Genomic DNA, 23,966 nt, shown 5'->3' with positions numbered 1-23,966 from the left:
CCGTTCCGGGGGCTCCGCCCCGGTTTCGGGATGGGGGTCCCCCGGACGAAGTCTGGGGGAGGGCGGGGTGGGGAAACGGCTCCGCGCAGCGGCAACGGTCCGCACCCCCACGGCGCCGCACCCGGCATCGGCAAGGCGCCCCCGGCAACGACCCGCACCCGGCACGGGACCCGCGCCCCCGGCAACCAACCGCACCCGGCACGGGACCGGCAGGCAACGGCACGGGACCGGCACCCCGAACCGCTAGCGCCGCGTCACGGCTTCGTCGGCCAGCACGGTCAGGTCCGCGATCGACATCGCACCCGGCGGGAGGCCCTCGCGGGCGAAGATGTTCGCCGCGTGCCGCAGCGTGTCGTTGACCGGCGTCGGCACCCCGTGCAGCCGGCCCAGCAGCGAGATCTCACCGTTCAGGTAGTCGGCCTCCACCGTGCCCGTGCCCCGCCTCAGGCTCTGCCAGGACGACCCGCCCCGCACCCCCGGCGGCGGCACGATCTTCCCGTCCCGCGCGGCGGACTGCTCCGCGTCGGTCACGACCGGGATGCCGGCCGCTGCGAAGGCGGCGCGGGCCTCCGCCACCGCCCGCGCGGCCAGCAGGGCCTTCGCCGGATGCGGTTCGGGCCCGGTGGTGGCCTGGATCGCGTTGGCGACGTTGTGCAGCAGCTTGCCGTACTTCCAGCGCATCACGTCCTCGACCACCGGGGCCTCGAACCCGGCCTTCGCCAGGTCCTCCGCGATCCGGCCGGCCGTCACGTCCGTCCCGGACGGATAGCGGCCCACGTGCAGCATGCCGGTGAGCGGCGCGCACAGCGCCTCCACCGCGCCCGGCTCCAGGAAGGACGACGGCAGCCACACGCACACCCCGTACACCCGGTCGAAGCGGCGCAGTGCCAGCCGCTCGGCCTCGACGCCGTTCTGCGTGCACACCACCGGAAGCCGCTGCGCGGCCGTGCCGCCGCCGGCGACCTCGGCGGCCGCCCAGGTGTCCAGGGCGGTCACCGCGTCCTGCGTCTTCACCGCCAGCACGAGCACGTCGTCCGGCCGCAGCTCGCCGAGGTCGGCCGGCCCCTCGGCCACGGGGAGCCGGTGCACCCGCGTGCCGTCGGCGGTGGTCAGCCGCAGGCCGTTCGCCCGCAGGGCCGCCGCGTGCGGGCCGCGCGCCACGAGCACGCTCTCGGTCCCGCTCTCCGCGAGCCGTCCGCCGATGGTGGCGCCGATCGCGCCCGCTCCGATGATGATGTAGCGCATGTTCCGAGCCTGGCACACGGAGGGTGCCGGGTTACGGTCGGGGCATGGTCGAAACGACGTACTCCATCGGTGGCGACTTCACCGTCCGACGGCTGGGTTTCGGTACGGGCGGGCTGGTCGGCCCCGGCTACTGGGGCCCGCGCGGCGAGCGGGCGGCGGCCCGCGCACTGCTGCACACGGCGCTCGACCGCGGCGTGAACCTGATCGACACGGCGGACAACTACGGTCCGGACCTGGCCGAGGAGCTGATCGCGGAGGCCCTCCACCCCTACCCTGACGACCTGCTGGTCGCGACGAAGGGCGGGGTGGTGCGCACCGGCCCGGACACCTGGCACGTGGCGGGCCGGCCCGAACAGCTGCGGGCGATGTGCGAGGCGAGCCTGCGGCGGCTGCGGACGGACCGGATCGGCCTGTACCAGCTGCACCGGCTGGACCCGGCCGTGCCGATGGCCGAACAGCTGGGCGCGCTCCTGGAGTTGCGGGCGAAGGGCAAGATCCGGCACATCGGCCTGGACACGGTCACCGCCGAACAGCTGGAGGAGGCGCTGAAGTACGTCCCGGTGGCCTCCGTGCAGAACCGGTACAACCTGCTCGACCGTTCCTCGGAGGCGGTGCTGGAGCTGTGCGGGGAGCGCGGGATCGCCTTCCTGCCGTGGTTCCCGCTGGGCAACGGTGCGCTGACCCGGCGGGGTGCGGCGGCGCTGTCGACGGTGGCGGCGGAGCACGGGGCGAGCACCGGGCAGATCGCGCTGGCCTGGCTCCTGCACCGGTCGCCGGTCCTGTGCCCGACGCCGGGGACCGGCTCTCCGGAGCACCTGGCGGAGAACCTGGACGCGGGGACGGTACGTCTCTCCGCGCGCGAGACGGAGCTGCTGGAGGCCCTCGTCTGAGCCGGCAGCCCGGCCGGCCGGTCAGCCCGCAGCGGTCAGCCCCGGCCGGTCAGCCCCGCAGCCGGTGAGCCTCGCGGCCGGTGAGCCTCCGTCAGCCCTCCACCATCTCCAGGAGCTTGCGGACGGTGTTCCAGTTGCGGGTGGTGACGTCGAGGCCCTTGAGCCGCGAGGGGCGCAGCACTGTCTCGGCCAGCTTGGAGCGGCCGAGACCGTCCGGGGTGTGGAGGTAGATCACGCGGTCGCCGAGGGCGTACTCCTCGGGCAGCAGGGCACCGGCGTCGATGTCGGCGAAGCGCGCCGGGTCGGGGTCGCCGGAGAGCAGGGTGGCGTGCAGCTGCCTGCCCTCCAGCTCCGCGGCGGGGAACGGGCAGGCGTCGGCGACGGCCCGTAGACGGGCCCCGTCGAGGACCAGGCAGGGGACCGCGAAGCCGAACTCGGCCTCGATGGCCTCCTCCAGGCCCCGTCGGACGGCCTCGGGGTCGGCCAGGGTGCTGTCGAAGACGGCGTTGCCGCTCTGCACGTAGGTGCGGACCCCGGTGTGGCCGAGTTCCTCGATGAGGGTGCGCAACCGCGCCATGGGCACCTTCTTGGCGCCGCCCACGTTGATGCCGCGCAGCAGGGCCACGTACGTCGTCATGCCTGCACTCTAGCGAGCTGGCGCGGTGACAGACTTGTCCGGTTCGGCGGCGGTCATGGCGAAGGGGTGTCCGGATGGACGAGGCGCGGGCCAGGGAGGTCCTCGGAGCGGTCGGCCTGGGCGATGGCGCGGAGCTGCTCGCGCTCGGGGAGAACGCGGTGTTCGGCGCCGGGGAGCTGGTGGTCCGGGTGGGCCGCGACCCGGGGCTGCTGCCGCGCGCCGAGCGGGAACTGGCCGTCGCCGCCTGGCTGGCGGCCGCCGGGGTGCCTGCGGTACGGCCGGCCGAGCCGGCGGCGCGGCTGGTGGACGGACATCCGGTGACCGTCTGGCACCGGCTGCCGGCGGCGGTGCGCCCGGCCGGCCCGGAGGACCTGGCGGCCCTGCTCCGCCGGGTGCACGCCCTGCCCGCCCCGGACTTCACGCTGCCGGGCCGGGACCTGCTGGGCGGGGTGGAGCGGTGGCTGCGGCTGGCGGGCGACGCGGTCGACCCGGCGGACGCCGCCTTCCTGCGGGAGCGGCGGGACGCCTTCGCCGCGGAGGCCGCCGCCCTGGTGTCGCACCTGCCGCGGGGCCCCATCCACGGCGACGCCCTGCCACGCAACGTCCACGTGGGACCGGACGGACCGGTCCTGGTGGACCTGGAGACCTTCTCCCTGGACCTGCGCGAGCACGACCTGGTGGTGATGGCCCTGTCCCTCGACCGGTACGGCCTGGCGCCCGAGGCGTACGACGCGTTCTGCGCGGCCTACGGCCGGGACGTGCGCGACTGGCCCGGCTGCGCGGTGCTGCGGGGCGCCCGCGAGACGGCGAGCTGCGCGTGGGTGGCCCAGCACGCCCCCGCCAACCCGGCCGCCCTGGCGGAGTTCCGCCGCCGCGTCGCCTCCCTCCGCGACGCCGATCCCCGGGTCCGCTGGCACCCCTTCTGACCGGCGGGGCCGCGCCCGGCTACCAGACGAGGACGCCGCCGCCGACCGCCTTGGCCCGGTGTGCGGCGGCGACGATGTTGGCGAGCCTCGCCGACACGTAGTCAGGTTCGTAGCCGCCCTCCAGAGCCAGCCGGGTCAGGTGCGGGCGCAGCGCCGCGCACTCCTCCAGGAAGTCGTCGACCTCCTCCCGCTCGACGTAGAGGTCGCCGCCGTCGAGGCGCGGGAGGAACCGCGCCCCGAGGGCCCTCGTACCGGCGGACCCCCACAGCCGCGTCCGCGTGCTCTCGTACCCGGCCAGGGTCCGGCCGTGCTCGGGGTCCTCCAGGAGGTCGTAGCCGCCGTCGGCGTCGAGGACGAAGGTGTGCACCAGCAGGCTCACGAGCCGGTCCCCCCTACGCCGGTACCGCGGCCCGGAGGGGCCAGGTGCCGTCCACCACGGCGTCCGGGGTGCCCTGGCGGCGGAGGTAGGCCTGGAAGTCGGCGGCCCAGGAGGCGTGCCAGGTGATCTGGCGGGCGTGCAGGCTCTCCGGCGGGAGTTCCGCCACCCTCGGGTGGCGGGCGGCTATCGCGCGGGCCACCTCCACCGCGGCCAGGGCGTCGGCCGACGCGTCGTGCGCGCCCTGCAGCGTGACGCCGTAGACCGCGCAGACCGCCTCCAGCGTGCGCTTGCCGCGGCGGTAGCGGTCCACCGCGCGGTCGATGGTCAGCGGGTCCACCACGGGGCCGGTCGGGTCCCCGCCCAGCCGGTCCGCGAGCGACGGCAGGCCGTGCCGGCCCAGCTCGGCCGACAGCAGCGTCAGGTCGAAGGCCGCGTTGTACGCGACCACCACCGCGCCGCGCCGCCAGAGGTCCACCAGCGCGTCCGCGACCTCGTCGGCCACCTCGCGCGCCGGGCGCCCCTCGGCCGCGGCCCGCTCGGTGCTGATGCCGTGGATGGCCGAGGCCTGCTCCGGGATCGGTATCCCCGGGTCCGCCAGCCAGCCCCGCCGACGCGTGACCGCGCCGTCCGTCACCTCGACCACCGCGGCCGTCACGATCCGCGCGTGCTGCGGATCCGTACCCGTCGTCTCCAGGTCGAATCCGGCCAGAACTCCCCCGTGCCAGGTCATCGTCCCCCCTCTTTCATCGTGGCTCCAGCCTGCCACGGGCGTCTGACACCGCCGGCGAGGTGGCCGGGCGACGGGGGGCCGACGCGCGCCCGGGCCGGGGCCGCGCGCTTCAGGAGACCGGCCGGGAGTCCTGCCAGACCGACTCGAACTCCTCGCGGTACGTGGGGAACAGCCCGTGCTCCGCGTCCCGCGGCACCCCACCCCGGGCGCCGCCGCGCAGCACCAGAACCGGCGCCTCCATGCCCCGGGCCCGCCGCAGGTAGGACTGGACGACCGCTATCCCGCCGGTGCCGCCCTCCCCGTCGACCAGGTAGGCGGTGAAGCGCGGGGTCTCGTCGAAGACGTGGATGGCGAAGTTCGAGGGGTCGCCGAGCCGCGCCCGTACCCGGCGGACGTGCAGGATGTTCATCTCGACGGAACGGCTCAGCTCTCCCTTGCGCAGGCCCAGCTCCCGCTCCCGCCGCTTGACCGCGCTGCTGGCCGGGTTCAGGAAGAGCAGCCGCACCCGGCAGCCCGCCTCCGCGAGCCGCACCAGCCGCCGGCCGGAGTAGTTCTGCACCAGCAGGTTCAGGCCTATCCCGATCGCGTCCAATCGGCGCGCCCCGCCGAACAGGTCCTCCGCCGGCAGCTGCCGCTGGAGGCGGACCCGGTCGGGGTGGACGGAGACCACGTCCGCGTACCGGTCGCCGACCAGGTCCTCCACGGCGTCGATCGGCAGCCGGTCCGCGGAGGGGCTGCCCGCGCCGCCGCCGAGCACCTCCAGGAGCCGGGCGGAGGCGCGCTCGGCCTGGGAGAGCACCGCCTGGGACAGGGCCCGGTTGCGGGAGACGACGTTCCGCGTGACCTCCAGCTCGTCGAGCGCCAGCTCGACCTCGCGCCGGTCGTCGAAGTACGGCTCGAAGCACGGCCAGTGCTGCACCATCAGCTCGCGCAGCTGCGGGAGCGTCAGGAAGCTCAGCACGTTGTCGTCGGCCGGGTCCAGCAGGTAGCCCTTGCGGCGGCTGACCTCGCGGACGGCGACCGCCCGGTGCACCCACTCCTGCCCGGCGGGCCCGGCCGCGGCGACGACCCAGTCGTCCTCGCCGTGGACGGGCTCGTAGATCGGGCGCAGCACGGCACCGACGACCGCCCGCAGCCGCTGCTCGATCAGGTTGAGCCAGATGTAGGCCCGGCCCGCGCGCTGGGCGCGGGTCCGGACCTCGCTCCAGGCCTCGGCACTCCAGTCCAGTTCGGCCCCGGTTCCCGGCCCCGGTCCGGCCTCCGCCGGCCGGGCCAGGGAGACCGCGGCGGACGGCACGCCTCCGGGGTCGTCCGTGGGGCCGCCCTCGTGACCCGCGTCACCAGGGGGAAGCTCCAGCCCTCCCGAGCTCACCCGTGCACCGCCTTCTGCTTCCGCCAAGCCGCTCCAACGATCAAGGAAGGGTACTCCCCGAGCGGCGGGCGGTGCAGCCGGATGGCCCCGTACCTTTCCCAACTCTCCTACTGCGGGCGTCCGTTCTGTCCGGTCAGGGCGGACGGAGTGAGCGGATTCATAGCGGTCACGTCACGCGGGCTGAGCTGGAAGCCCTGCCAGTGGACGGGCATCGGCTGCTGGTCCTCGTCGCGGGCGACGTGGTGGAAGCCGATGTTGACCCACGCGATGGGGTTCTTCAGCGTCTCGCCGTTGACCCAGGTGTCCACGCTCTTGCCGGCGCCGGGGCCGCAGTTGCGGATGTTGTGGGTGGCGAACTGCTCGCAGGCCTTGTACTCGGTGAAGTACACGTCGTGGCGGGTGTACGGCCGTCCGGGGTACTTGGCGGTCGCGCCCGGCACGATCTCGTAGGAGCGGGCGTGCCCGTCCTTGTTCTTCCCGGTGGCGCTGACCATCCGCCACCAGCGCATGGCCTTGGCGTCGCCGGCGAGCTCCTTGGCGACCTGCCTGCGGGTGGTGCGGGTCTTGGGGGTGCTGCCGTCGGCGCTCGGGGTGACCTCGGAGTCGTACTGCTCGACCTTGCCGCCCGGGGTGCCGTCGAGGGCGAAGTTCAGCCGCCAGAAGATGTTGTGGCTGTGGCTGGTGGCGTACGCCTTGGCGCCCTCACCGATGGGCCAGCCGCGGCCGTCGCCGGCGTCGTAGTCCGCCGGGGAGAGGCTGCCGGTGGCGCCGACGTTGGCGCTGATCATGCCGTCGTCCTGGAAGCGCCACTCGGTGATGTACTCGTACCAGCCGACCTTGTTGACGGTGTAGACGAGCAGGTCCTTGCTCTGCGCCTGCCAGATCTGGCCGGGGGTGTCGCCGGCCATGCGGTACGCGTGCCCGCGGGCCCGGGTGGTGGCGCACAGGCCCTTCACGTCGGTCTGGGACTGGTCCCAGGAGTTGACGACCTTGACGGTCTTGATGCTGCCGCCGGGGCACTCGTCCGGGGCCATCTCCTGGAGGCCGCCGCCGAAGCCGGCACCGGTGAGGTCGTCGTACTCGGCCTTGCCGTCGTCGTACGGGACGTGGATCTGGCCGAGCTTGGCGGAGGTCAGCACCATGATCGGGTTCGGCTCGCCCTTGGGCTGGTACGAGATCTGGTCCAGGACGAGGCCCGCCTCGCTCTCGTACCGCCAGCACATCCGCCAGGTGGTGCCGCCGGTGAGCGTCTGTTCGATGCGGTAGGCCTCGCTGCAGTCGGGCGTCGCGGCGGCCCGGGCCGCGGGGGCCTTCGGGTTCGCGGGGGCCTTCGGGGCCGCTGCGGCGGGGGCGGCGGCCGCGCCGCCGAGGAGGGCCGAGACGGCCAGGGCCACCGCGGCGCGCCGGCGGGCGCGGTGGGCGCGGTGGGCTCGGTTCACGTGCATGGTGTGGAACTCCTGTGGCAGGAAAGAGCTGAAGGGCGGGTACGACTCACCGGGGCGGGTCCACGGGGAGGCGGGATCCGTCACGAGAACGCGGAAGACCCGGGGTCACCCGGGACGGCGGGCCGGAGTCCGGCCGGTGGAGCGAAAGGGCCTCAGAGCTTGTGGACGGTGCGCGCGCTGAGGTCGACGACGAGGGACCGCACGTCGATCCAGGGACCGTTCTTCACCTTCAGGAACAGCCGGACGCAGCGGTGCCTGCCGCACTCCCGGAGCTCCGCCGGTCCCGGGTTCTCCGCGTTGACGCGGTAGATCAGGGCGTTCTGGAGGGCGAGCTGCTCCGGCTTGGTCAGCGCCTTGCCGGTCGCGTCCCGGTAGTCCTTGCGCAGCCCGTCGCCCGCGGGGGCGGCGATCATCAGCCGGGTGGCCTCCACGGCCTCCTCGCGGGCCAGCGGCGGCTGGACCTCGCGCTGCTGCTCGGTGGCCTCGACCTTCCCCGTGTCGAGGTTGACCGTGTACGTGGTCAGCGTGTCGGTCTTGTAGTCGTACGAACTGAGCTGGGCGCGGCGCGGCGCCCCCTTGCGCCCGACGTCCTCGGGGCGGGTCTCGGCCAGGTCGGCGGTGAGCCACTGCGGGCCCCGGCCGCCCCGGGCGTCCTCGCTCTGCTGCCCGGCCCTGCCGGCCGCGAGCGTGCGCAGCCGCGCGAGCTCGCCGTCGGTCAGCGGGTCGCGGCCGACGCCCTTCGCCCCCTCGCGCGCCGGCGCCTCGACGGTGCCCGGCCGGGCGCCGGGCTGGAGGCCGCCGTCCTGGCCGGACTCCCCCGCGGCCCCTGTTCCCACGGTGTTCCGCCCGCCCTCGGCGGTGTCCGCGGCCCCCGCCGCGCCCGGCAGGGTGATGCCGATCATCACGGCCGTCCCGGTGACCGCGACGGCCGCTCCCGCCACGAGCTTCCCCAGATGGCGGCGTACTGTTATGGGCACATTTCCCCCTTACATGCATACCTGGTATGCGTGGTCACCCGGTAGGACGGTCACAAGTCCCCGCGGGTTGCCCTGGTTTCGGGGAAGATCTGGCAGGGGCCATCCGGTCGCCGGATCAGAGTGGAAGAGTCGCATTGATGCAGGTCTGGCCAGGACAGGCGTATCCCCTGGGCGCGACGTACGACGGCGCCGGAACCAACTTCGCGGTGTACTCGGAGGCCGCCAGACGCATCGAGCTGTGCCTGCTGCACGACGACGGCTCGGAGACCGCGGTGGAGCTGCGCGAGACGGACGCCTTCGTCCGCCACGCCTACCTGCCCGGGATCATGCCGGGGCAGCGGTACGGCTTCCGGGTGCACGGCCCGTACGAGCCCGAGCGCGGACAGCGCTGCAACCCCTCGAAGCTGCTGCTGGACCCGTACGCGCGGGCCATCAGCGGCCGGATCGACTGGAACGAGGCGGTGTACGGCTACCACTTCGGCAAGCCGGACTCCCGCAACGACCTCGACTCCGCCCCGCACACCATGAGCTCGGTGGTGGTCAACCCCTACTTCGACTGGGGGAACGACCGGCCGCCGCGCATCGACTACCACCACACGGTGCTCTACGAGGCCCATGTGAAGGGCCTCACGATGCGCCACCCGGAGCTGCCGGACGAGCTGCGGGGCACCTACGCGGCGCTGGCGCACCCGGCCGTCATCGGGCACCTGACGAAGCTGGGCGTGACCGCGCTGGAGCTGATGCCGGTCCACCAGTTCGTCAACGACCACCGGCTGGTCGACGACGGGCTGAGCAACTACTGGGGCTACAACACCATCGGCTTCTTCGCCCCGCACAACGCCTACGCCTCCTGGGGCGACCGCGGGCAGCAGGTGCTGGAGTTCAAGTCGGCGGTCCGGGCCCTGCACGAGGCGGGCATCGAGGTGATCCTCGACGTGGTCTACAACCACACCGCCGAGGGCAACCACCTGGGGCCGACCCTGTCCTTCCGCGGGCTCGACAACGCCTCGTACTACCGTCTGACCGGCGACGCCCGCTACTACATGGACACCACCGGGACCGGGAACTCGCTGCTGATGCGGTCCCCGCACGTGCTCCAGCTGATCATGGACTCGCTGCGGTACTGGGTGACCGAGATGCACGTGGACGGCTTCCGCTTCGACCTGGCGGCCACCCTCGCCCGCCAGTTCCACGAGGTGGACCGGCTGTCCTCGTTCTTCGACCTGGTGCAGCAGGACCCGGTGGTCAGCCAGGTGAAGCTGATCGCCGAGCCCTGGGACCTGGGCGAGGGCGGCTACCAGGTGGGGAACTTCCCGCCGCTGTGGACCGAGTGGAACGGCAAGTACCGGGACACCGTGCGGGACCTGTGGCGGGGGCAGCCGCGGACCCTCGCAGAGTTCGCAGGAAGGCTCACCGGCTCGTCCGACCTGTACCAGGACGACGGGCGGCGCCCGCTGGCCTCGATCAACTTCCACACCTGCCACGACGGCTTCACCCTGCACGACCTGGTCGCGTACAACGACAAGCACAACGAGGCCAACCGCGAGGGCAACCGGGACGGGGAGGCGTACAACCGGTCCTGGAACTGCGGGGCGGAGGGCCCGACCGAGGACCCGGTGGTGCTGGAGCTGCGGGCCCGCCAGATGCGGAACTTCACCGCCACCCTGATGCTCTCGCAGGGCGTGCCGATGCTCAGCCACGGCGACGAGTTCGCGCGCTCCCAGGGCGGCAACAACAACACGTACTGCCAGGACAACGAGGTGTCCTGGGTGGCCTGGCCCGAGCCGGGCAAGCCGGCCCCGGGGCTGCTGGAATTCACCCGGGCCATGGTGCGGCTGCGGCGCGAGCACCCGGTGTTCCGGCGGCGCCGCTTCTTCCACGGCCGCCCGGTGGAGGGCACGCACGACGAGCTGTCGGACATCGCGTGGTTCACGCCGGAGGGCGAGCAGATGAAGGCCCGGGACTGGCAGTCCCAGCACGCGCGGGCGATGGCGGTCTTCCTCAACGGGGAGGCGATCTCGGAGCCGGGGCCGCGGGGCGAGCGGATCACCGACGACTCGTTCCTGCTGCTGTTCAACGCGAGCCCCGACGAGCTGGAGTTCACCGTGCCGGCCGGCCACGGGGCCGAGTGGTGGCTCATCGTCGACACGGCCCGCGAGGACGTGCTGTCACCCGGTACCGGCCCCAGTCTGGCGGCCGGCGACCGGGTCACGCTGACGGGACGGTCCCTCGCCGTGCTTCAGCGGCCGGCGTAGTCGGGGGCGGTGGCGGCCGGGTCGGTGGCGGCGGGGTCGGTCACGTCCGGTGCGGTGGCCGCCGGGTGGGTCACGTCCGGTGCGGTGGCCGCCGGGTCGGTCCGCCGGTCCGGGCGGCGGGGCGGGGCCGGGACGAACGCCCGGGCCCGCCCGGTGCCCGTGCCCGTGCCCGGCGCCGGCATCCGGGTGAGGAGCGCGAGGCCCAGGCAGCAGGCCGCCGCGGCGACGGCCACCCCGAAGGCCCCGGCGGGCCCGTACCGCTCCGCCAGGCGGCCCGACAGGGCCAGCGCCAGGGCCTGTCCGGCGACCAGGGAGCTGGCGGCGAAGGCCATCGCCTCGGCGAGCCGGGAGGCGCACACGTGGCGCTCGGTCAGCGCGAACGCGGTGATCAGGTGGGGTGCGTACGCGGCGCCGAGCACGGTCACGACCACGTACAGCCCCGCCAGCGAGCCCGTGAACAGCAGCGGCACGGACAGCCCGAGCGCGGCGGCGGTGGCCAGGCGCCAGCGCAGCCGCAGGCCGAAGCGCGCGGGTACGGCGCCCAGCGCGAGCCCCACGAACGCGCTGACCACGCCCATCGCCGCGTACACCAGCCCGGCCTGCCCCGGCACGCCGAGACGGGCGGTGAGCGCCGCGATCCCGGCCTGGCAGGCGCCGAACATCGCACCCTGGAGGAAGAGCGAGCCCCGCAGCGCGTACACGAGGCCGGGCGGTCGCCCGGTGCCACGGGCCCGCCGCACCCCGTCCCCGCGGGTCCCGGCCGTCACGGCGGCGGTCGGGTGCAGGACGAAGGCGGTGCCGAAGACGGCGACCAGGGCGGCGGCCCCGCCGAGGGCGACGGCCGGGTGGGCGACCAGCGCGGCCAGCCCCACCAGGGCCGGGCCGATGACGAAGGAGACCTCGTCCAGGGTGCCCTCCAGGGAGTGCACGGCTCCCACCACGGGCGAACCGGCCCCGGCGCGGTGCGCGAGGGCCACCGACCGGGTGCGGGCCAGCGGCCCGACGAGCGGTACGGACGCGCCGGTGAGGGCCCCGACCGCCGCGAGCGGGACGGCGGCGAGGTCCGTCAGGGCGCCGGCCACGAGGGCGGCGGTGGCCACGGCGTTCACGCCGGCAGCCGCGAGCACCACCGGCCGCTGGCCGTACCGGTCCGCGAGGCGGCCGAGCAGCGGCCCGCAGACCACCTGTCCGGCGGAGAGCGTGCCGCCGACCACTCCCGCCGTGGCGAGCGAGCCGCTGGTCTCCGCGACCAGCAGCACGCTGCCGAACTGGGACATGGCGACGGGCAGCCTGGCGAGGAACGAGACGAAGGGGAGGAGGGGCCCGGTCAGGGCGATGACTTTTCGGTAGGTGTCGAGGGTTCCAACCACCTACCGACGGTAACCGAGCGCAGTCACCCGGATGCCCTGGGCAATGGCACGGAATCGCGAAGGGTGGGTACGTACGTTCTCATGACCCAGCAGTACCCGAGCCGCCCTGCGGCACCCACGGCCACCTACCGGCTGCAACTCCAGCCGGAGTTCCCCTTCGACGCGGCCCGCGCCGCCGTACCGTACCTCGCCTCGCTGGGCGTCTCCCACCTGCACCTGTCTCCCGTGCTGGAGGCGGTGCCGGGGTCGGCGCACGGCTACGACGTGGTGGACCACACGCGGGTGCGGGAGGAGCTGGGCGGGGAGGCGGGGCTGCGCGCGCTGTCGCACGCCGCGCGGCGCCACGGCATGGGGCTGGTCCTCGACATCGTGCCCAACCACATGGCCGTGCCGGCCCCGGCCCGCCTGAACCGGCCCCTGTGGGAGGTACTGAGGGAGGGTCAGGAGTCGCCGTACGCCCGCTGGTTCGACATCGACTGGGAGGCCGGCGGGGGGCGGCTGCTGCTGCCGGTGCTCGGCGACGACCTGGGCCGCGACGCGCTGGAGGTGTCGGACGGGGTGCTGCGGTACGGGCCGCACGCCTTTCCGCTGCGCGCGGGTACGGCCGGTCTGCCGCTGCCCGAGCTGCTGGCCGCCCAGTGGTACCGGCTCGGCTGGTGGCGCCTGGCCCGCACCGACCTCAACTACCGCCGGTTCTTCACCATTTCGGAGCTGATCGGGGTGCGGGTGGAGGATCCGGTGGTGTTCCGGGCCACCCACGACAAGGTGCTGGAGCTGGTGCGCGACGGGGTGGCGCAGGGACTGCGGATCGACCACCCCGACGGGCTGGCGGACCCCGAGGCGTACCTGCGGCGGCTGGCGGACGAGACCGGGGACCGGGCGTGGACCGTGGTCGAGAAGATCCTGGCCCGCACGGAACGCCTGCCGGCCCGCTGGCCGGTGGCGGGCACCACCGGGTACGACGCGCTGTACCGGCTGGACGGGCTGCTGACGGATCCCGTGGGCGCGGCCGGACTGGCGGAGCTGTACGCCGAGTTCACCGGGCTCGCCGGGGCGGAGGGCGGTGCGTGGGGGGCCACGGCCCGGCAGGCGGTGCGGGAGCTGCTGCGGCACGACCTGGTGGCCGAGGTGGAGACGCTGGTGCGGATGGCGGTCCGGGGCCGCGCGGCGGACGCGGGGGCCGTCCGCGAGGCCGTGCGCGAGCTGCTGGCGGCGGTGCCGGTGTACCGGCCGTACCCGCGGGACGGGGGCGCGGCGGTGGTGCCGGAGCCGGGGGCGCTGCGCGGCGATCCGGGGGCCTTGGCGCTCGTACGGGAGCTGGCCCTGGGCGGGGACCCGGCCTTCGAGGCGCGGTTCGCCCAGACCTCGGCGGCGCTGCGGGCCAAGTCGCTGGAGGACCGGGCGTTCTACCGGTACGCGCCGCTGCTGTCGGCTACCGAGGTGGGCGGGGACCCGGGGCGGCCGGCGGTGCCGGTCGGGGAGTTCCACGCGTACGCCGCCGGGCTCGCCCGGGACTGGCCGGACACCGGGACGGTGCTCTCCACGCACGACACGAAGCGCAGCGGCGACGTACGGGCCCGGATCGCGGTGCTCTCGCAGTGCCCCGGGCGGTGGCGGGAGGTGCTGGGGCGGCTGCCGGCCGCGCCGGACCGGCAGGTGGCGTGGGTGGCCGCGCAGACGGTCTTCGGCCTGGGCGGGCGGGAGCCGGAGCGGGTGGCCCGGGCGCTGGGCAAGGCGGTGAAGGAGGCGTCGCTGCGGACCAGTTGGACCGACCCGGACCCGGAGTACGAGGCCGCGGTCGAGGAGTGGGCGGCCGGCTCCGACCTCTCGCCGGTACTGGCCCTGGCCGCCGAACTGGCCCCGCACACGCGGGCGAACGTCCTCTCCGCGACACTGCTGCACCTCACGATGCCGGGCGTCCCGGAGGTCTACCAGGGCTGCGAGACGGACTACCGCGCCCTGGTCGACCCGGACAACCGGGCCCCCTTCGCGCCGCCGGGCCCGCCCGCGCACGGCGACCCCGACCCCGCTCCGCCCCGAGGCGACGAGAAGGCGGCCCTCACGCGCGCCGCGCTGCTGCTGCGCAGGGCGCGGCCCGCCGCCTTCGGCGCGGACGGGGGCTACGAACCGCTCACGGTGCGGGGGCCGGCCGCCGACCACTGCGTGGCGTTCTGCCGGGGCGGCGAGGCGGTGACGGTGGTCACCCGCCTCTCGCTCCGCCTCGCGGAAGCGGGTGGCTGGCGGGACACCGAGGTCCGGCTCCCGCCGGGCCGCTGGGCTCCCGTGTTCCCGTCGCCCGGAAGCCCGGTCGCCGACGACTGGCTCCCGGTGGCCGTCCTCCTCGCCGGAGCCCCGGCCGCGCTGCTGGCACGGGACGTCTGAGCCGGAGCGGGGGGTGCCGCCGGACGACCCCGGGGAGGGTGGGTCGTGCCCCGGCCCCGCCCTTCTCCCGTTCACCGGGGTTCCCCCCGGACCCCCGGCCGGACGGAGTTCGGCCGAGGCCCCGGCGGCCGGGCCGGGCCGAGTCCGGGCACGGCCGCGGTTCGGCCCGAGTCCGGTCCGGGGGCCCGGGCCGGGGAAGGAGGGGTCCGGGGGCGGAGCCCCGGTGAACGGGAGAAGGGCGGGGTGGGGTCCGCCCCCGCTGGGCCGGGGCACGCACCCGGTGCAGGCCCTGGTCGGCGGAAGCCTGGCGGCGCACGGGGAGGGCCGACCCGGTCGGTGCGGGCCGCCGTCGGGGCCCGGACGGGGGCCGACCCGGTCGGTGCGGGCCGCCGTCGGGGGTTGGACGCACCCCCACCGGCGGCAGGGCGGCATGCGTCAGACCGGCGGAAAGGGCCGACCCGGTCAGGGCGGGCGGCAGCCGGGGCGTCCCGGAGGGTGCAGGGTCAGGACAGGGCCTTGTCCAGGAGGGACGCGGCCGCGTCGACGGCGGCGGTCAGGGAGTCCGGGGCCGGGTTCGGCGGGAGGGCGGTCAGGACGGCGTCGACACCGCGCAGGCCCGCCCGTTCCAGCAGCCGCTTCTCGTTCGTCACCCACTCGCCGCGCGCCGCCAGCACCGCGTGGGCGCCCTGGCAGGCGGCCGTGGCGATCGCCCCGGCGGTCTCGGTGGCGCCGCCCCGCGCGGCGAAGGCCGCCCGCGCGTAGCCGAGGGTGGCCCGCGCGTCGCCCGCCCAGCGCTCGGCCGCGCTGCGCCGCAGCGCCTCCGGGTACTCGGGCTTCGGCAGTTCCCCGCGCAGCGCCCGGTTGACGGCCAGCTCCGCCACCACGAGGTACGTGGGGATGCCGGCCAGGTGGAACATCAGCCGCTCCACCTCGAAGCGCCCCTCGCGCGCCTCGGCGAGGTGGTGCTCGACCTCGTCGAGGTCCCGGTAGTGGACGTCGATGCGCCGGCCGTCCACCTCCAGCCAGGCCCCGCCGTTGAACACGCCGCCGCCCCAGCCGCCGAGTTCGGACACGTGGCCGGGCCAGCCGAGCGCCCGTACGTCCCCGGGCGAGAAGTCGCCGCGGTAGTAGACGGCGAAGTCCCAGTCGCTGTCCGGGCCGTGGGTGCCGGAGGCGCGGGAGCCGCCCAGGGCCACCGCGACCACGCCGGGGACCCCGGCGAGGTGTCCGGCCACGTGGTCGGGAAACGACTCGTCGTCGTGGACGGGCGCGGACTCGATGTTCGTGATCACGGTCGGAGCCTAGCCCGCCGCCGTGGAGACCGCACCGGCCGGGACCTCCGGCCCGATCCTGCCGGCCGTCGGCCCCAATTCGGTACCGGGACCGCGGTACACGGGACACTGGGCGGGCACAGCTACTGGGGTGACCCTTTTCCGTGACATGCGCTACCCCACCGCCCGCGAACTGGCGGTGACCGCACGGGTGCTCGCGGACGAGCACCCGGAACTGGCCCGGCTGCGCCAGGTCGGCAGCTCCCGGGCCGGGCGCCCCCTGTGGCTGCTGTCCACGGGCGAACGTACGGGCCCCCGTGACGCCCTCGTCGTCGCCGGGGCGCACGCCAACGAGCCGGTGGGCGGGGCGACCGCCCTGGCGCTGGCCCGGCGTGTGCTCCGCGAGCCGGCCCTGCGCGCCGCCGGCTCCTGGCACTTCCTGCTCTGCGCCGACCCGGACGGCGCGGCCCTGCACCGGACGCCGCGGCCCTTCACACTGCTCGACTACCACCGCAACTTCTTCCGGCCGCCGGGCCCGGAACAGCCCGAGTGGGCGCCCTCTTTACTGCCCCCGGACCGGCTGCCGCCCGAGACCCGGGCCCTCCTCGACGTGATCGACGAGATCCGGCCTCTGCTCCAGGTGTCCCTGCACGGCACCGACCTCGGCGGCAGCTGGGTGCAGCTCACCCGGGACATACCGGGCCTGGCCGAGCCGTTCGGGAAGTCGGCGGCCGAGCTGCGGATCCCGGTGGAGACCAGCGCCTCGGACGCGGCCGGCTGGCCCTCCCCCGGGCCCGGGATCTTCGTGATGCCGGATCCGGGCGGCGGGGACTCGGAGGTGTTCCACCCCGAGGACACCCGCCTGTCGACCTGGTACCACGTCCACCGCCACGCCGGGACGACCGCGATCGTCGAGGTCCCGATGTGGGCCAGTGACCTGGTGGACGACCCGGCTCCGCACCCCGATCCGCGGGGCGCCATGCGCGTGCTGGCCGCGCGGCTCACCGCCGACGCGCGGCGGGTGGCCGAGGTGCTGGCCGCCGCCCGGCCCGGGCTGCCCCGGGAGGACTCGGCGCTGCTGCGCGCCGTCGACTGGACCCTGGCGCTGATCCCCACCCTCACCGAGCAGTGGCGGCACGGGGCGCCTTCGGAGGCGACGGCCGCGTACGTGGGCAGCGTCGACGCCTTCGCGTGGCGGCTGGCGCTGCGGGCGGCCGCGATGCTGCTCCGGGTGCTGCGGGCCGCCGGGCACCCTGCCGCGCCGGGGCTGGACCGGCTGGTCACGGGCTGGTGCACGGAGTTCGGGGCCCGGTTCGAGGCACGCTGGGTGCCGGTGGCCACGCAGGTCGAGCACCAGGCGCGGACGGCGCTGGCGGCGTACGGGAGGCTGGCGGCGTCCGACTGAGCGGCGGCCGGTACGTGCCGTCCGCCGGTGCGGCCCGGACCGCCGCGGGGCCGTCGGGGGCCGTACGGCTCCACCGCCGCGGGCCGCTACCGGCCGGGGTGCCAGGTGTACCGCTGCTTGGGCCGGGAGCGGGCGCCGAGGCGGTCGTAGAACGCGATCGCCCCGGTGTTCCACTCGGGCGTCTGCCACTGCACCTCGGCCAGGCCGAGGGACCGGGCGTGGTCGCGCACCGCCGCCATCAGGGCGGCGCCCAGGCCCCGGCCGCGGGCGGCCTCGGTGAGGTAGAGGCAGTCCATGTGAAGGTGTCGGGCGCCGTCCCAGAAGGCGAACTCGGTGGCGAGGGCGGCGTATCCGAGGAGTTCCCCGTCGGTGTCCTCGGCCACCAGGACGGTCAGGCACGGGTCGCGCTCCGTGCCGAAGAGGAGCGGACGCAGGCGGTCGGCGAGGCCGGGGGCGGGCGGCTCGGCCCGCTCGTACGCGGCGTGTTCGCGGATCAGCCCGACGATCCGGGGGAGGTCCGCGGCGACGGCGGGGCGGACCGGGGGAATGGCGGGACGGACCGGGGGGACGGGGCCGGGGCCGGCCGCGGGGTCCGGTGTGGTGGGGTGCTCGGTCATGCCCGCCATCCTGCGCGTCCGGGTCCGCGGGCCGCCGGCCGGGGCCCCTTCGGCGTCCCGTCGGCGTCACCGGGGCCCGGCCGCGGATCCGGTTCAGTCCGTCGAGAGCCGGAAGGACATGCTGCCGAAGCCCACCTGGTCGCCGTCGCGGACCACCGTCGACCCGGTGAAGCGGCGGCCGTTGACCGTGGTGCCGTTGGTGGAGCCGAGGTCGTGCAGCACCCAGAGTCCGTCCCGCATGCTCAGCTCGGCGTGGACGCGGGAGACGGTGTCGTGGCTGAGGCGCAGCCCGTTGCCGGGGTCGCGGCCGATCCGCAGCGCGTGCGAGCCGGGCCGGGGCAGCAGCAGCTTGGGCAGCTTCTCCTTCTGCCAGGCGCGGCGGACGTCCACCGTGACGGCCGAGAGCCGGCTCACCCAGCCGAACAGCCGCTTGCTCCAGGGGTTTTCGGTGGCCAGGTCGGCGGTGAGGGCGCTCAGCTCCTCGGAGCGACGCGCGACGAGGGCGAGTTCCATGCGGCGCAGGAAGGTGTCGTGGGACAGCTTGCCCTGGGCGGCTCCCTCGCGGAGCAGGCCGAGGGCGCGGTCCCGCTCGGCGTCGGAGAGCCGCGCGGGGTAGGTCTGGAACTCGAAACTCGACGTCACAGGGTGATTGTCGGCCCGTCAGTGCCGGAGTGTCCAGAAGAGCGCCGTCCGGCCGGGGATGATGAGCGCGGGCATGTTGGCACCGTCGGCTACGAGGGGACCGGTCCATTGCGGTTCGAGGTGTGGGCACCAGAGGCGGAACGGGTCGCGCTGCGGCTGGACGGGGGCACGCGCCCGATGGCGCGCGATCCGCGGCGGGCGGGCTGGTGGGTGGCGGAGGCGCCGGCCGCCGACGGGGACCGGTACGGGTTCCTGCTGGACGGCGACGAGGTGGTGCGGCCGGACCCGCGGGGGCGGCGGCTGCCGGACGGGCCCGACGGGCAGAGCGCGGTGGTGGAGGCCGCCCGCTTCGAGATCGGTGCCATGTCACAGGTGACCGTGTTGCAGGACGCGGTGCTGTACGAGCTGCACGTCGGCACCTTCACCTCCGAGGGCACCTTCGACGCGGCGGCGGAGCGGCTGGAGCACCTGGCGGAGCTGGGGGTGACCCACGTGTCGCTGATGCCGGTCTGCCCGTTCCCGGGACGGCACGGCTGGGGGTACGACGGGGTGGCGCCCTGGGCGGTGCACGAGCCGTACGGCGGGCCGGCGGGCCTGGCCCGGTTCGTGGACGCCGCGCACGCGCGGGGCCTGGGCGTGGTGCTGGACGTGGTCCACAACCACCTGGGCCCGTCGGGGAACCATCTGCCCGCGTTCGGGCCGTACTTCACCGACCGGCACACCACGCCCTGGGGCGCGGCGGTGAACCTGGACGCGCCCGGTTCCGACGAGGTGCGCGCGTACCTGACCGAGAGCGCGCTGGCCTGGCTGCGGGACTACCGGATCGACGGACTGCGGCTGGACGCGGTGCACGCGCTGGCGGACGACCGCGCACTGACGTTCCTGGAGGAGCTGGCCGAGGCGGTGGACGCGCTGGCCGCCGAACTGGGCCGCCCGCTCTTCCTGATCGCCGAGTCGGACCGGTGCGACCCGCGCACCACCACACCCCGCTCCTCGGGCGGCCTGGGCCTGCACGCACAGTGGAACGACGACTTCCACCACGCCCTGCACACCGCGCTCACCGGCGAGTCCCACGGCTACTACGAGGACTTCGCGCGGGCCCCGCTCGCCGCGCTGGCCAAGACGATGACCCGGGCGTTCTTCCACGACGGCACCCACTCGTCGTTCCGCGGCCGGCGGCACGGGCGGCCGGTGGACCGCCGCCGCACGCCCGCGCACCGGTTCCTGGGGTACGCGCAGACCCACGACCAGATCGGCAACCGGGCGCTGGGCGACCGGCTGGCGGCGAGCCTCTCCCCCGGCCTGCTGGCGTGCGCGGCGGCGGTGACGCTGACCGGGCCGTTCGTGCCGATGCTGTTCATGGGCGAGGAGTGGGGGGCCACGACACCCTGGCAGTACTTCACCGACCACCCCGATCCGGCGCTGGCCGAGGCGGTACGGGCGGGCCGCCGCCGGGAGTTCGCGGCGCACGGCTGGGCCGCGGCCGACGTGCCGGACCCACAGGACCCGGCGACCAGGAACCGGTCGGTGCTGGACTGGCAGGAGCCGGGCAACTCCCCGCACGACCGGCTGCTGGACTGGCACCGGACCCTGGTCGCACTCCGGCGCCGCCAGCCGGACCTGCGGGACCCGGACCTGGCGGCGGTGCGGGTGGCCTTCGACGAGGAGCGGCGCTGGCTGACGTACCGCCGGGGCGACGTCAGAGTGGCCGTGAACTTCTCGCCGCACCCGGTGACCATCGCGCTGGGGCACAACGGCATGAGGGTCCTGGCGGCCTGGCAGCCGACGGACCCGCCGGGCCCGGACGGCCGGCTCCACCTGCCGGGCGAGTCGGCGGTGGTGCTGGGGCCCTGACCGGCGCCCGCCCGGTCAGGACGGGGCGCGGCCCGGTCAGGACGGCGCCCGCGCGGTCAGGCCGGGGCCCGGCGGCGGGTCGGGGCGGCGGGGGCCGGGACGGCCTCCGGGTGCCGGGCACGGTGCAGCTCGTAGTACTTGAGCTGGTCGTCCTCGGCGACCAGCCGCAGGCCCACCGCCGTCATCACCCGCTGCGATGCGACATTGTCGTGTGACGTGTCACCGCGCACACTGCGTGCCCCCAGCTCCCACGCCAGGTCCACCAGCGCCCGCAGCGCCTCCGTCGCGTACCCCTGCCCGCGCGCCGAGGGGATCAGCCCGTACCCGATGGTGACCCCGCCCTCCTCGTCGGCCGGGCCGTGGAAGCCCAGCCCGCCGATCGCGGCCCCGTCCGACCGGCGCCGGATCTCGTACGCGCCGAACGCCCCGGGGTCGCCCGACTCCGCACAGGTGGTCAGGAAGTTGCGCGCGCCCACCAGGTCGACCTCGGCCGGGTAGCCGGCCGCCCATCGGTCCCCCGGGAGCGGTGCGCGCGCCAGGAGCCGCTCGGCGTCGGCGGCGCTCATCGGATGCAGGACCAGTCGTGCGGTTACCACGTCACCCATGACAAGGCTGACTATCACATCGCCCCCGGGTTCGCCTACGACCCGTCAGTTTCCCGTCGGGCTTTTGGCGCCCGGCGCCGGCCGGCGGCCCCGGGACGCGGTCTCAGCCGACGACGGCCATCTCGCGCGGCGCGTTGTTCAGCCGGCGCCCGCCGTCCTCCGTCACGGTCACGATGTCCTCGATCCGCACGCCGAACCGCCCCGGCAGGTAGATGCCCGGCTCGATGGAGAAGCACATCCCCGGCACCAGCGGCCGTTCCTCCCCCTCCACCATGTACGGCGGCTCGTGCGTGGTGACGCCGATGCCGTGCCCGGTGCGGTGGATGAACTGCTCCCCGTAGCCGGCGTCGGTGATCACCTTCCGGGCGACCCGGTCGACCTCCTGGCAGCCGATCCCGGGCCGCACCGCCTCGAAGGCGGCCTGCTGGGCCTCGCGCACGACGTCGTGCACCCGCCGCTCGACCTCCGACGGCTCGCCGACGTGCACGGTGCGGGAGATGTCGGAGCCGTAGCCGTGCTTGAGGCCGCCGAAGTCGAGGACGACCATGTCGCCCTCGGCGATGACCCGCTCGCCGGCCTCGTGGTGCGGGTTCGCGCCGTTGGGCCCGGATCCGACCACGGTGAAGTCGACCTGGGAGTGGCCGTGGCGGCGCAGCAGCCGGGCGAGGTCGGCGGCCACCTCGCTCTCCCGCCGCCCCGCGAAGCGCACGCCGAGCACCTCCGCGTACGCGGCGTCGGCGGCCTCCCCGGCGGCGGCGAGCCGGGCCAGCTCCCGCTCGTCCTTCACGGCCCGCAGCATGGGCAGCACGTCGGTGACCGCGGAGTACGTCGTGCCGGGCAACTCCCGCTGGAGGCCGAGCAGGTGCATGGCCCAGGCGTTGTCGCTGACCGCGAAGTGCCCGTCGACGTCGAGGCTGGGGGCGGCCGCGGCGTAGGGGCTGCTGCCGTCGGACCAGTCGCGCAGGGTCAGTGCGGGCGCACCGGGCGCGGCCTGGGCGTCGGGGGCCTCCAGGGCGGGTACCACGAGCACCGGGTCCTGCCCGGCGGCGAGCACGAGCAGGGTGAGCCGCTCGGTCTCGACGGGCCGGTAGCCGGTGAGGTGCGTGAGGTCGGGTCCCGGCGCGATCAGCAGTCCGGCGAGGCCGGCGTCGGCGGCGGCGGCCGCGGCGCGTTCCATCCGGGCGGCGTAGTCGGCCGCGGTGAAGGGGGCGGGCTCGGTGTGCTCACGGTGCGGACTCGTCATGGTCATCATCCTGGCGCCCCGTCAGGCGGCCCGCCAGCGCAGCGGCGGCCCCCTCCAGGGCGCCGGAGGAGAGGAGTTCCGTACGGTGCACCAGGCGCGGGGCCGCGAGGGGTACGGCTCGTCCCGCGGGGCAGCCGCGGGCGACCCGGCCGGGCAGCAGGGCCAGGCCGTGGCCGGCCGCCGCGAGGGCGCACAGGGCGTGGACGTCGGTGCCCTCGTAGCGCAGGGCGGGGGTGAGGCCGCCGGGGCGGGCCCCGGCGGCCGCGGCGAGGGCGTCGAGTGGGAAGCCGGCGCCGGGCGCGTCGAGCCAGCGCGCGTCGGCCAGGTCCGCCAGGCGCAGGGAGGTCCGGTGGGCCAGGGGGTGCCGCTCGGGCAGCAGGACGGCGAGGGGGCCCTCGTCGGCGCCGACGACGCTGAGGGGTGCGACGTCGGGCAGCCGGAGCGGGTCGTCGGGGGCGGTGACGCCGTCGACGAGGGCGAGGTCGCAGGCGCCGGTGGCGACGGCTGCGGGGATCTCCTCGCGGGGCAGGATCCGCAGGGTGACCCCGGTCGGGGGCAGCGCGGCGAGGGCGGCGGGGCCGAGGGCGAGGGGGCTGGCGGCGAGGGTCAGCTCGTCGGGCGGGGCGGCGGTGAGCCGGGCGATGTCGGCGCGGGCGGCGTCCAGGCGGAGCAGCAGGGGCCCGGCGTGTTCGAGGAGCCGTTCCCCGGCCCGGGTGGGCGCGACGGGGCGGCGGGTGAGCAGGGCGGTGCCGAGGTCGCCCTCCAGTGCGGCGATCTGCTGGGAGACGGCGGACTGCGTGTAGCCGAGGGCGTGGCCGGCCTGCGAGAAGGAGGCGAGCCGGGCCACGGTGACGAAGGTGCGCAGGAGGTGCGGGTCCATGGGCCCCAGGATGGAGCATGATCACCATTAGCGTTGCCGATGCAGGGTGCAGGAATCATCGTTGGCGCTGAACGGCCGGGGCGTCCCAGGATGGTCCGCATGACGATCGCTCGTATCGCCCTCGTGGGCGACCGCTCCCCGCATGTGACCTCCCACGTCCGCGTTCCCGGACTGCTCGCCGCGCTCGCCGAGCGGGACCGGCTGGTACTGGACGCGTACTGGATCCCGACCGCCGACGCGGAGGCGGAGGCCGCCTCCGGCGCGCTGGCCGGGTTCGACGCCGTCTGGGTGCTGCCCGGCAGCCCGTACGCGAGCGAGGCGGGTGCCGTCGCGGCGATCCGTACCGCCCGCGAGGCGGGCATCCCCTTCCTGGGCACCTGCGGCGGCTTCCAGCACACGCTGCTGGAGTACGCGCGCAACGTGTGCGGGCTCGCCTCGGCCGCCCACGCCGAGAACGACCCGGGTGCGGAGGACCCGCTGATCGCGCCGCTGGCCTGCTCGCTGGTGGGGCACGAGGGGGTGGTCCGGGTGGCGCCGGGCAGCCTGGCGGAGTCGGTGCTCGGCGCGGAGCGCTCGGTGGAGCGCTACCACTGCAACTACGGGCCCGCCCCGCGGCACCTGCCGGCGCTCCGGCAGCACGGGCTGGTCCTGTCGGGCCGCGACGAGGACGGGCAGGTGCGGATCGCCGAGCTGCCGGGGCACCCGTTCTTCCTGGCCACCCTGTTCCAGCCGGAGCTGTACGGGGACGGGAGCCGGCCGCACCCGGTGGTGCGGGCGCTGGCCGCGGCGGCGGTGGAGCACGCCCGGGCCCGCGCGGGCGCCGGCGTCTAGCGCGCATCCG

The 23,966-nt window shown here is 75.4% G+C and carries 21 protein-coding genes; 7 read left to right on the top strand and 14 right to left on the bottom strand.

Features of this window, described 5'->3' with window-relative positions; genetic code table 11:
• Positions 1-243: 243 nt before the first annotated feature.
• Positions 244-1,245: a ketopantoate reductase family protein gene (locus tag ACIF6F_RS28210; protein ID WP_399952562.1), complete on the bottom strand. Its 1,002-nt coding sequence runs from the start codon at positions 1,243-1,245 to the stop codon at positions 244-246.
• Between the two features lie 44 nt (positions 1,246-1,289).
• On the opposite strand from ACIF6F_RS28210, the gene ACIF6F_RS28205 reads away from it, so the two are divergent.
• On the top strand, positions 1,290-2,135 hold the full coding sequence (locus tag ACIF6F_RS28205; RefSeq protein ID WP_399952559.1) for an aldo/keto reductase: 846 nt from the start codon (positions 1,290-1,292) through the stop codon (positions 2,133-2,135).
• 91 nt (positions 2,136-2,226) lie between these two features.
• On the opposite strand, the gene ACIF6F_RS28200 is transcribed toward ACIF6F_RS28205, so the two are convergent.
• A complete protein-coding gene (locus ACIF6F_RS28200) occupies positions 2,227-2,772 on the bottom strand; it encodes a DUF1697 domain-containing protein (RefSeq protein ID WP_399952556.1) in 546 nt (181 codons plus the stop codon).
• 74 nt (positions 2,773-2,846) lie between these two features.
• On the opposite strand from ACIF6F_RS28200, the gene ACIF6F_RS28195 reads away from it, so the two are divergent.
• On the top strand, positions 2,847-3,698 hold the full coding sequence (locus ACIF6F_RS28195) for a phosphotransferase enzyme family protein (protein ID WP_399952552.1): 852 nt from the start codon (positions 2,847-2,849) through the stop codon (positions 3,696-3,698).
• 19 nt (positions 3,699-3,717) lie between these two features.
• Here the strand turns inward: ACIF6F_RS28195 and ACIF6F_RS28190 are convergent, their stop codons facing one another.
• From ACIF6F_RS28190 to ACIF6F_RS28170, 5 genes are all read right to left on the bottom strand, one after another.
• A complete protein-coding gene (locus ACIF6F_RS28190; RefSeq protein WP_399952549.1) occupies positions 3,718-4,077 on the bottom strand; it encodes a hypothetical protein in 360 nt (119 codons plus the stop codon).
• A gap of 13 nt (positions 4,078-4,090) precedes the next feature.
• On the bottom strand, positions 4,091-4,807 hold the full coding sequence (locus tag ACIF6F_RS28185) for a 3'-5' exonuclease (RefSeq protein ID WP_399952546.1): 717 nt from the start codon (positions 4,805-4,807) through the stop codon (positions 4,091-4,093).
• 109 nt (positions 4,808-4,916) lie between these two features.
• The gene (locus tag ACIF6F_RS28180) at positions 4,917-6,179 is read right to left on the bottom strand and encodes an SAV2148 family HEPN domain-containing protein (RefSeq protein WP_399952543.1); all 1,263 of its coding nucleotides are present in this window, start codon (positions 6,177-6,179) and stop codon (positions 4,917-4,919) included.
• Positions 6,180-6,286: 107 nt separating this feature from the next.
• Entirely contained in the window at positions 6,287-7,624 is a 1,338-nt protein-coding gene (locus ACIF6F_RS28175; RefSeq protein ID WP_399952540.1) for a copper amine oxidase, read from the bottom strand.
• 152 nt (positions 7,625-7,776) lie between these two features.
• Positions 7,777-8,601 (bottom strand): Tat pathway signal sequence domain protein, encoded by an 825-nt coding sequence (locus tag ACIF6F_RS28170; RefSeq protein ID WP_399952536.1) that lies wholly within the window; start codon positions 8,599-8,601, stop codon positions 7,777-7,779.
• 137 nt (positions 8,602-8,738) lie between these two features.
• Between ACIF6F_RS28170 and glgX the strand changes: the two genes are divergently transcribed.
• Positions 8,739-10,856 carry a glycogen debranching protein GlgX gene (gene glgX / locus ACIF6F_RS28165; protein ID WP_399952533.1) on the top strand — a complete coding sequence of 706 codons (2,118 nt, stop codon included), beginning with the start codon at positions 8,739-8,741 and terminating at the stop codon, positions 10,854-10,856.
• Here the strand turns inward: glgX and ACIF6F_RS28160 are convergent.
• Entirely contained in the window at positions 10,841-12,226 is a 1,386-nt protein-coding gene (locus ACIF6F_RS28160; protein ID WP_399952530.1) for an MFS transporter, read from the bottom strand. The genes glgX and ACIF6F_RS28160 overlap by 16 nt on opposite strands.
• A gap of 81 nt (positions 12,227-12,307) precedes the next feature.
• Between ACIF6F_RS28160 and treY the strand changes: the two genes are divergently transcribed.
• Positions 12,308-14,608, top strand: a complete 2,301-nt coding sequence (treY, locus tag ACIF6F_RS28155) for a malto-oligosyltrehalose synthase (protein WP_399952527.1) — start codon at positions 12,308-12,310, stop codon at positions 14,606-14,608.
• Positions 14,609-15,111: 503 nt separating this feature from the next.
• Here the strand turns inward: treY and ACIF6F_RS28150 are convergent.
• Positions 15,112-15,900, bottom strand: coding sequence for a nucleotidyltransferase domain-containing protein (locus ACIF6F_RS28150; RefSeq protein WP_399952524.1), 789 nt, complete (start codon positions 15,898-15,900; stop codon positions 15,112-15,114).
• A 130-nt stretch (positions 15,901-16,030) separates the two neighbouring features.
• Here ACIF6F_RS28150 and ACIF6F_RS28145 point away from each other — a divergent pair, with 130 nt between their 5' ends.
• Positions 16,031-17,284, top strand: coding sequence for a M14 family zinc carboxypeptidase (locus tag ACIF6F_RS28145; RefSeq protein ID WP_399952521.1), 1,254 nt, complete (start codon positions 16,031-16,033; stop codon positions 17,282-17,284).
• An 86-nt stretch (positions 17,285-17,370) separates the two neighbouring features.
• Here the strand turns inward: ACIF6F_RS28145 and ACIF6F_RS28140 are convergent, their stop codons facing one another.
• Together ACIF6F_RS28140 and ACIF6F_RS28135 are read right to left on the bottom strand one after the other, a co-directional pair.
• The gene (locus tag ACIF6F_RS28140; protein ID WP_399952518.1) at positions 17,371-17,901 is read right to left on the bottom strand and encodes a GNAT family N-acetyltransferase; all 531 of its coding nucleotides are present in this window, start codon (positions 17,899-17,901) and stop codon (positions 17,371-17,373) included.
• Between the two features lie 93 nt (positions 17,902-17,994).
• Positions 17,995-18,543, bottom strand: a complete 549-nt coding sequence (locus ACIF6F_RS28135; protein ID WP_399952515.1) for a DUF1707 and FHA domain-containing protein — start codon at positions 18,541-18,543, stop codon at positions 17,995-17,997.
• A gap of 108 nt (positions 18,544-18,651) precedes the next feature.
• Between ACIF6F_RS28135 and treZ the strand changes: the two genes are divergently transcribed.
• The gene (treZ, locus tag ACIF6F_RS28130; RefSeq protein WP_399952512.1) at positions 18,652-20,397 is read left to right on the top strand and encodes a malto-oligosyltrehalose trehalohydrolase; all 1,746 of its coding nucleotides are present in this window, start codon (positions 18,652-18,654) and stop codon (positions 20,395-20,397) included.
• Between the two features lie 56 nt (positions 20,398-20,453).
• Here treZ and ACIF6F_RS28125 read toward each other — a convergent pair whose 3' ends face one another.
• The 3 genes from ACIF6F_RS28125 to ACIF6F_RS28115 form a co-directional block, all read right to left on the bottom strand.
• Positions 20,454-21,002 carry a GNAT family N-acetyltransferase gene (locus ACIF6F_RS28125; protein ID WP_399952508.1) on the bottom strand — a complete coding sequence of 183 codons (549 nt, stop codon included), beginning with the start codon at positions 21,000-21,002 and terminating at the stop codon, positions 20,454-20,456.
• 103 nt (positions 21,003-21,105) lie between these two features.
• Positions 21,106-22,245, bottom strand: coding sequence for a M24 family metallopeptidase (locus ACIF6F_RS28120; protein WP_399952505.1), 1,140 nt, complete (start codon positions 22,243-22,245; stop codon positions 21,106-21,108).
• Positions 22,226-23,125, bottom strand: a complete 900-nt coding sequence (locus ACIF6F_RS28115; protein ID WP_399952502.1) for a LysR family transcriptional regulator — start codon at positions 23,123-23,125, stop codon at positions 22,226-22,228. Before ACIF6F_RS28115 ends, ACIF6F_RS28120 begins: the two co-directional genes overlap by 20 nt.
• A 99-nt stretch (positions 23,126-23,224) precedes the next feature.
• Here ACIF6F_RS28115 and ACIF6F_RS28110 point away from each other — a divergent pair, with 99 nt between their 5' ends.
• Positions 23,225-23,956 (top strand): hypothetical protein, encoded by a 732-nt coding sequence (locus tag ACIF6F_RS28110; protein WP_399952499.1) that lies wholly within the window; start codon positions 23,225-23,227, stop codon positions 23,954-23,956.
• The last annotated feature ends 10 nt before the right edge of the window (positions 23,957-23,966 follow it).

Origin of the sequence: Streptomyces sp. NPDC086023, from assembly GCF_044540325.1 — a bacterium.
Lineage (GTDB): Bacteria > Actinomycetota > Actinomycetes > Streptomycetales > Streptomycetaceae > Streptomyces.
The sequence above is the reverse complement of the archived record's forward strand: the minus strand, read 5'-3'. Positions and strand labels throughout refer to the sequence as shown.

Bases quoted from the DNA above. Each gene is read 5' to 3' on its own strand.
- ACIF6F_RS28110 (WP_399952499.1), top strand. From the start codon at position 23,225: ATGACGATCGCTCGTATCGCCCTCGTGGGCGACCGCTCCCCGCATGTG.
- ACIF6F_RS28120 (WP_399952505.1), bottom strand. From the start codon at position 22,245: ATGACGAGTCCGCACCGTGAGCACACCGAGCCCGCCCCCTTCACCGCG.
- ACIF6F_RS28175 (WP_399952540.1), bottom strand. From the start codon at position 7,624: ATGCACGTGAACCGAGCCCACCGCGCCCACCGCGCCCGCCGGCGCGCC.
- ACIF6F_RS28125 (WP_399952508.1), bottom strand. From the start codon at position 21,002: ATGGGTGACGTGGTAACCGCACGACTGGTCCTGCATCCGATGAGCGCC.
- ACIF6F_RS28140 (WP_399952518.1), bottom strand. From the start codon at position 17,901: ATGACCGAGCACCCCACCACACCGGACCCCGCGGCCGGCCCCGGCCCC.
- ACIF6F_RS28205 (WP_399952559.1), top strand. From the start codon at position 1,290: ATGGTCGAAACGACGTACTCCATCGGTGGCGACTTCACCGTCCGACGG.
- glgX (WP_399952533.1), top strand. From the start codon at position 8,739: ATGCAGGTCTGGCCAGGACAGGCGTATCCCCTGGGCGCGACGTACGAC.
- ACIF6F_RS28185 (WP_399952546.1), bottom strand. From the start codon at position 4,807: ATGACCTGGCACGGGGGAGTTCTGGCCGGATTCGACCTGGAGACGACG.
- ACIF6F_RS28195 (WP_399952552.1), top strand. From the start codon at position 2,847: ATGGACGAGGCGCGGGCCAGGGAGGTCCTCGGAGCGGTCGGCCTGGGC.
- treY (WP_399952527.1), top strand. From the start codon at position 12,308: ATGACCCAGCAGTACCCGAGCCGCCCTGCGGCACCCACGGCCACCTAC.
- ACIF6F_RS28200 (WP_399952556.1), bottom strand. From the start codon at position 2,772: ATGACGACGTACGTGGCCCTGCTGCGCGGCATCAACGTGGGCGGCGCC.
- ACIF6F_RS28210 (WP_399952562.1), bottom strand. From the start codon at position 1,245: ATGCGCTACATCATCATCGGAGCGGGCGCGATCGGCGCCACCATCGGC.
- ACIF6F_RS28115 (WP_399952502.1), bottom strand. From the start codon at position 23,125: ATGGACCCGCACCTCCTGCGCACCTTCGTCACCGTGGCCCGGCTCGCC.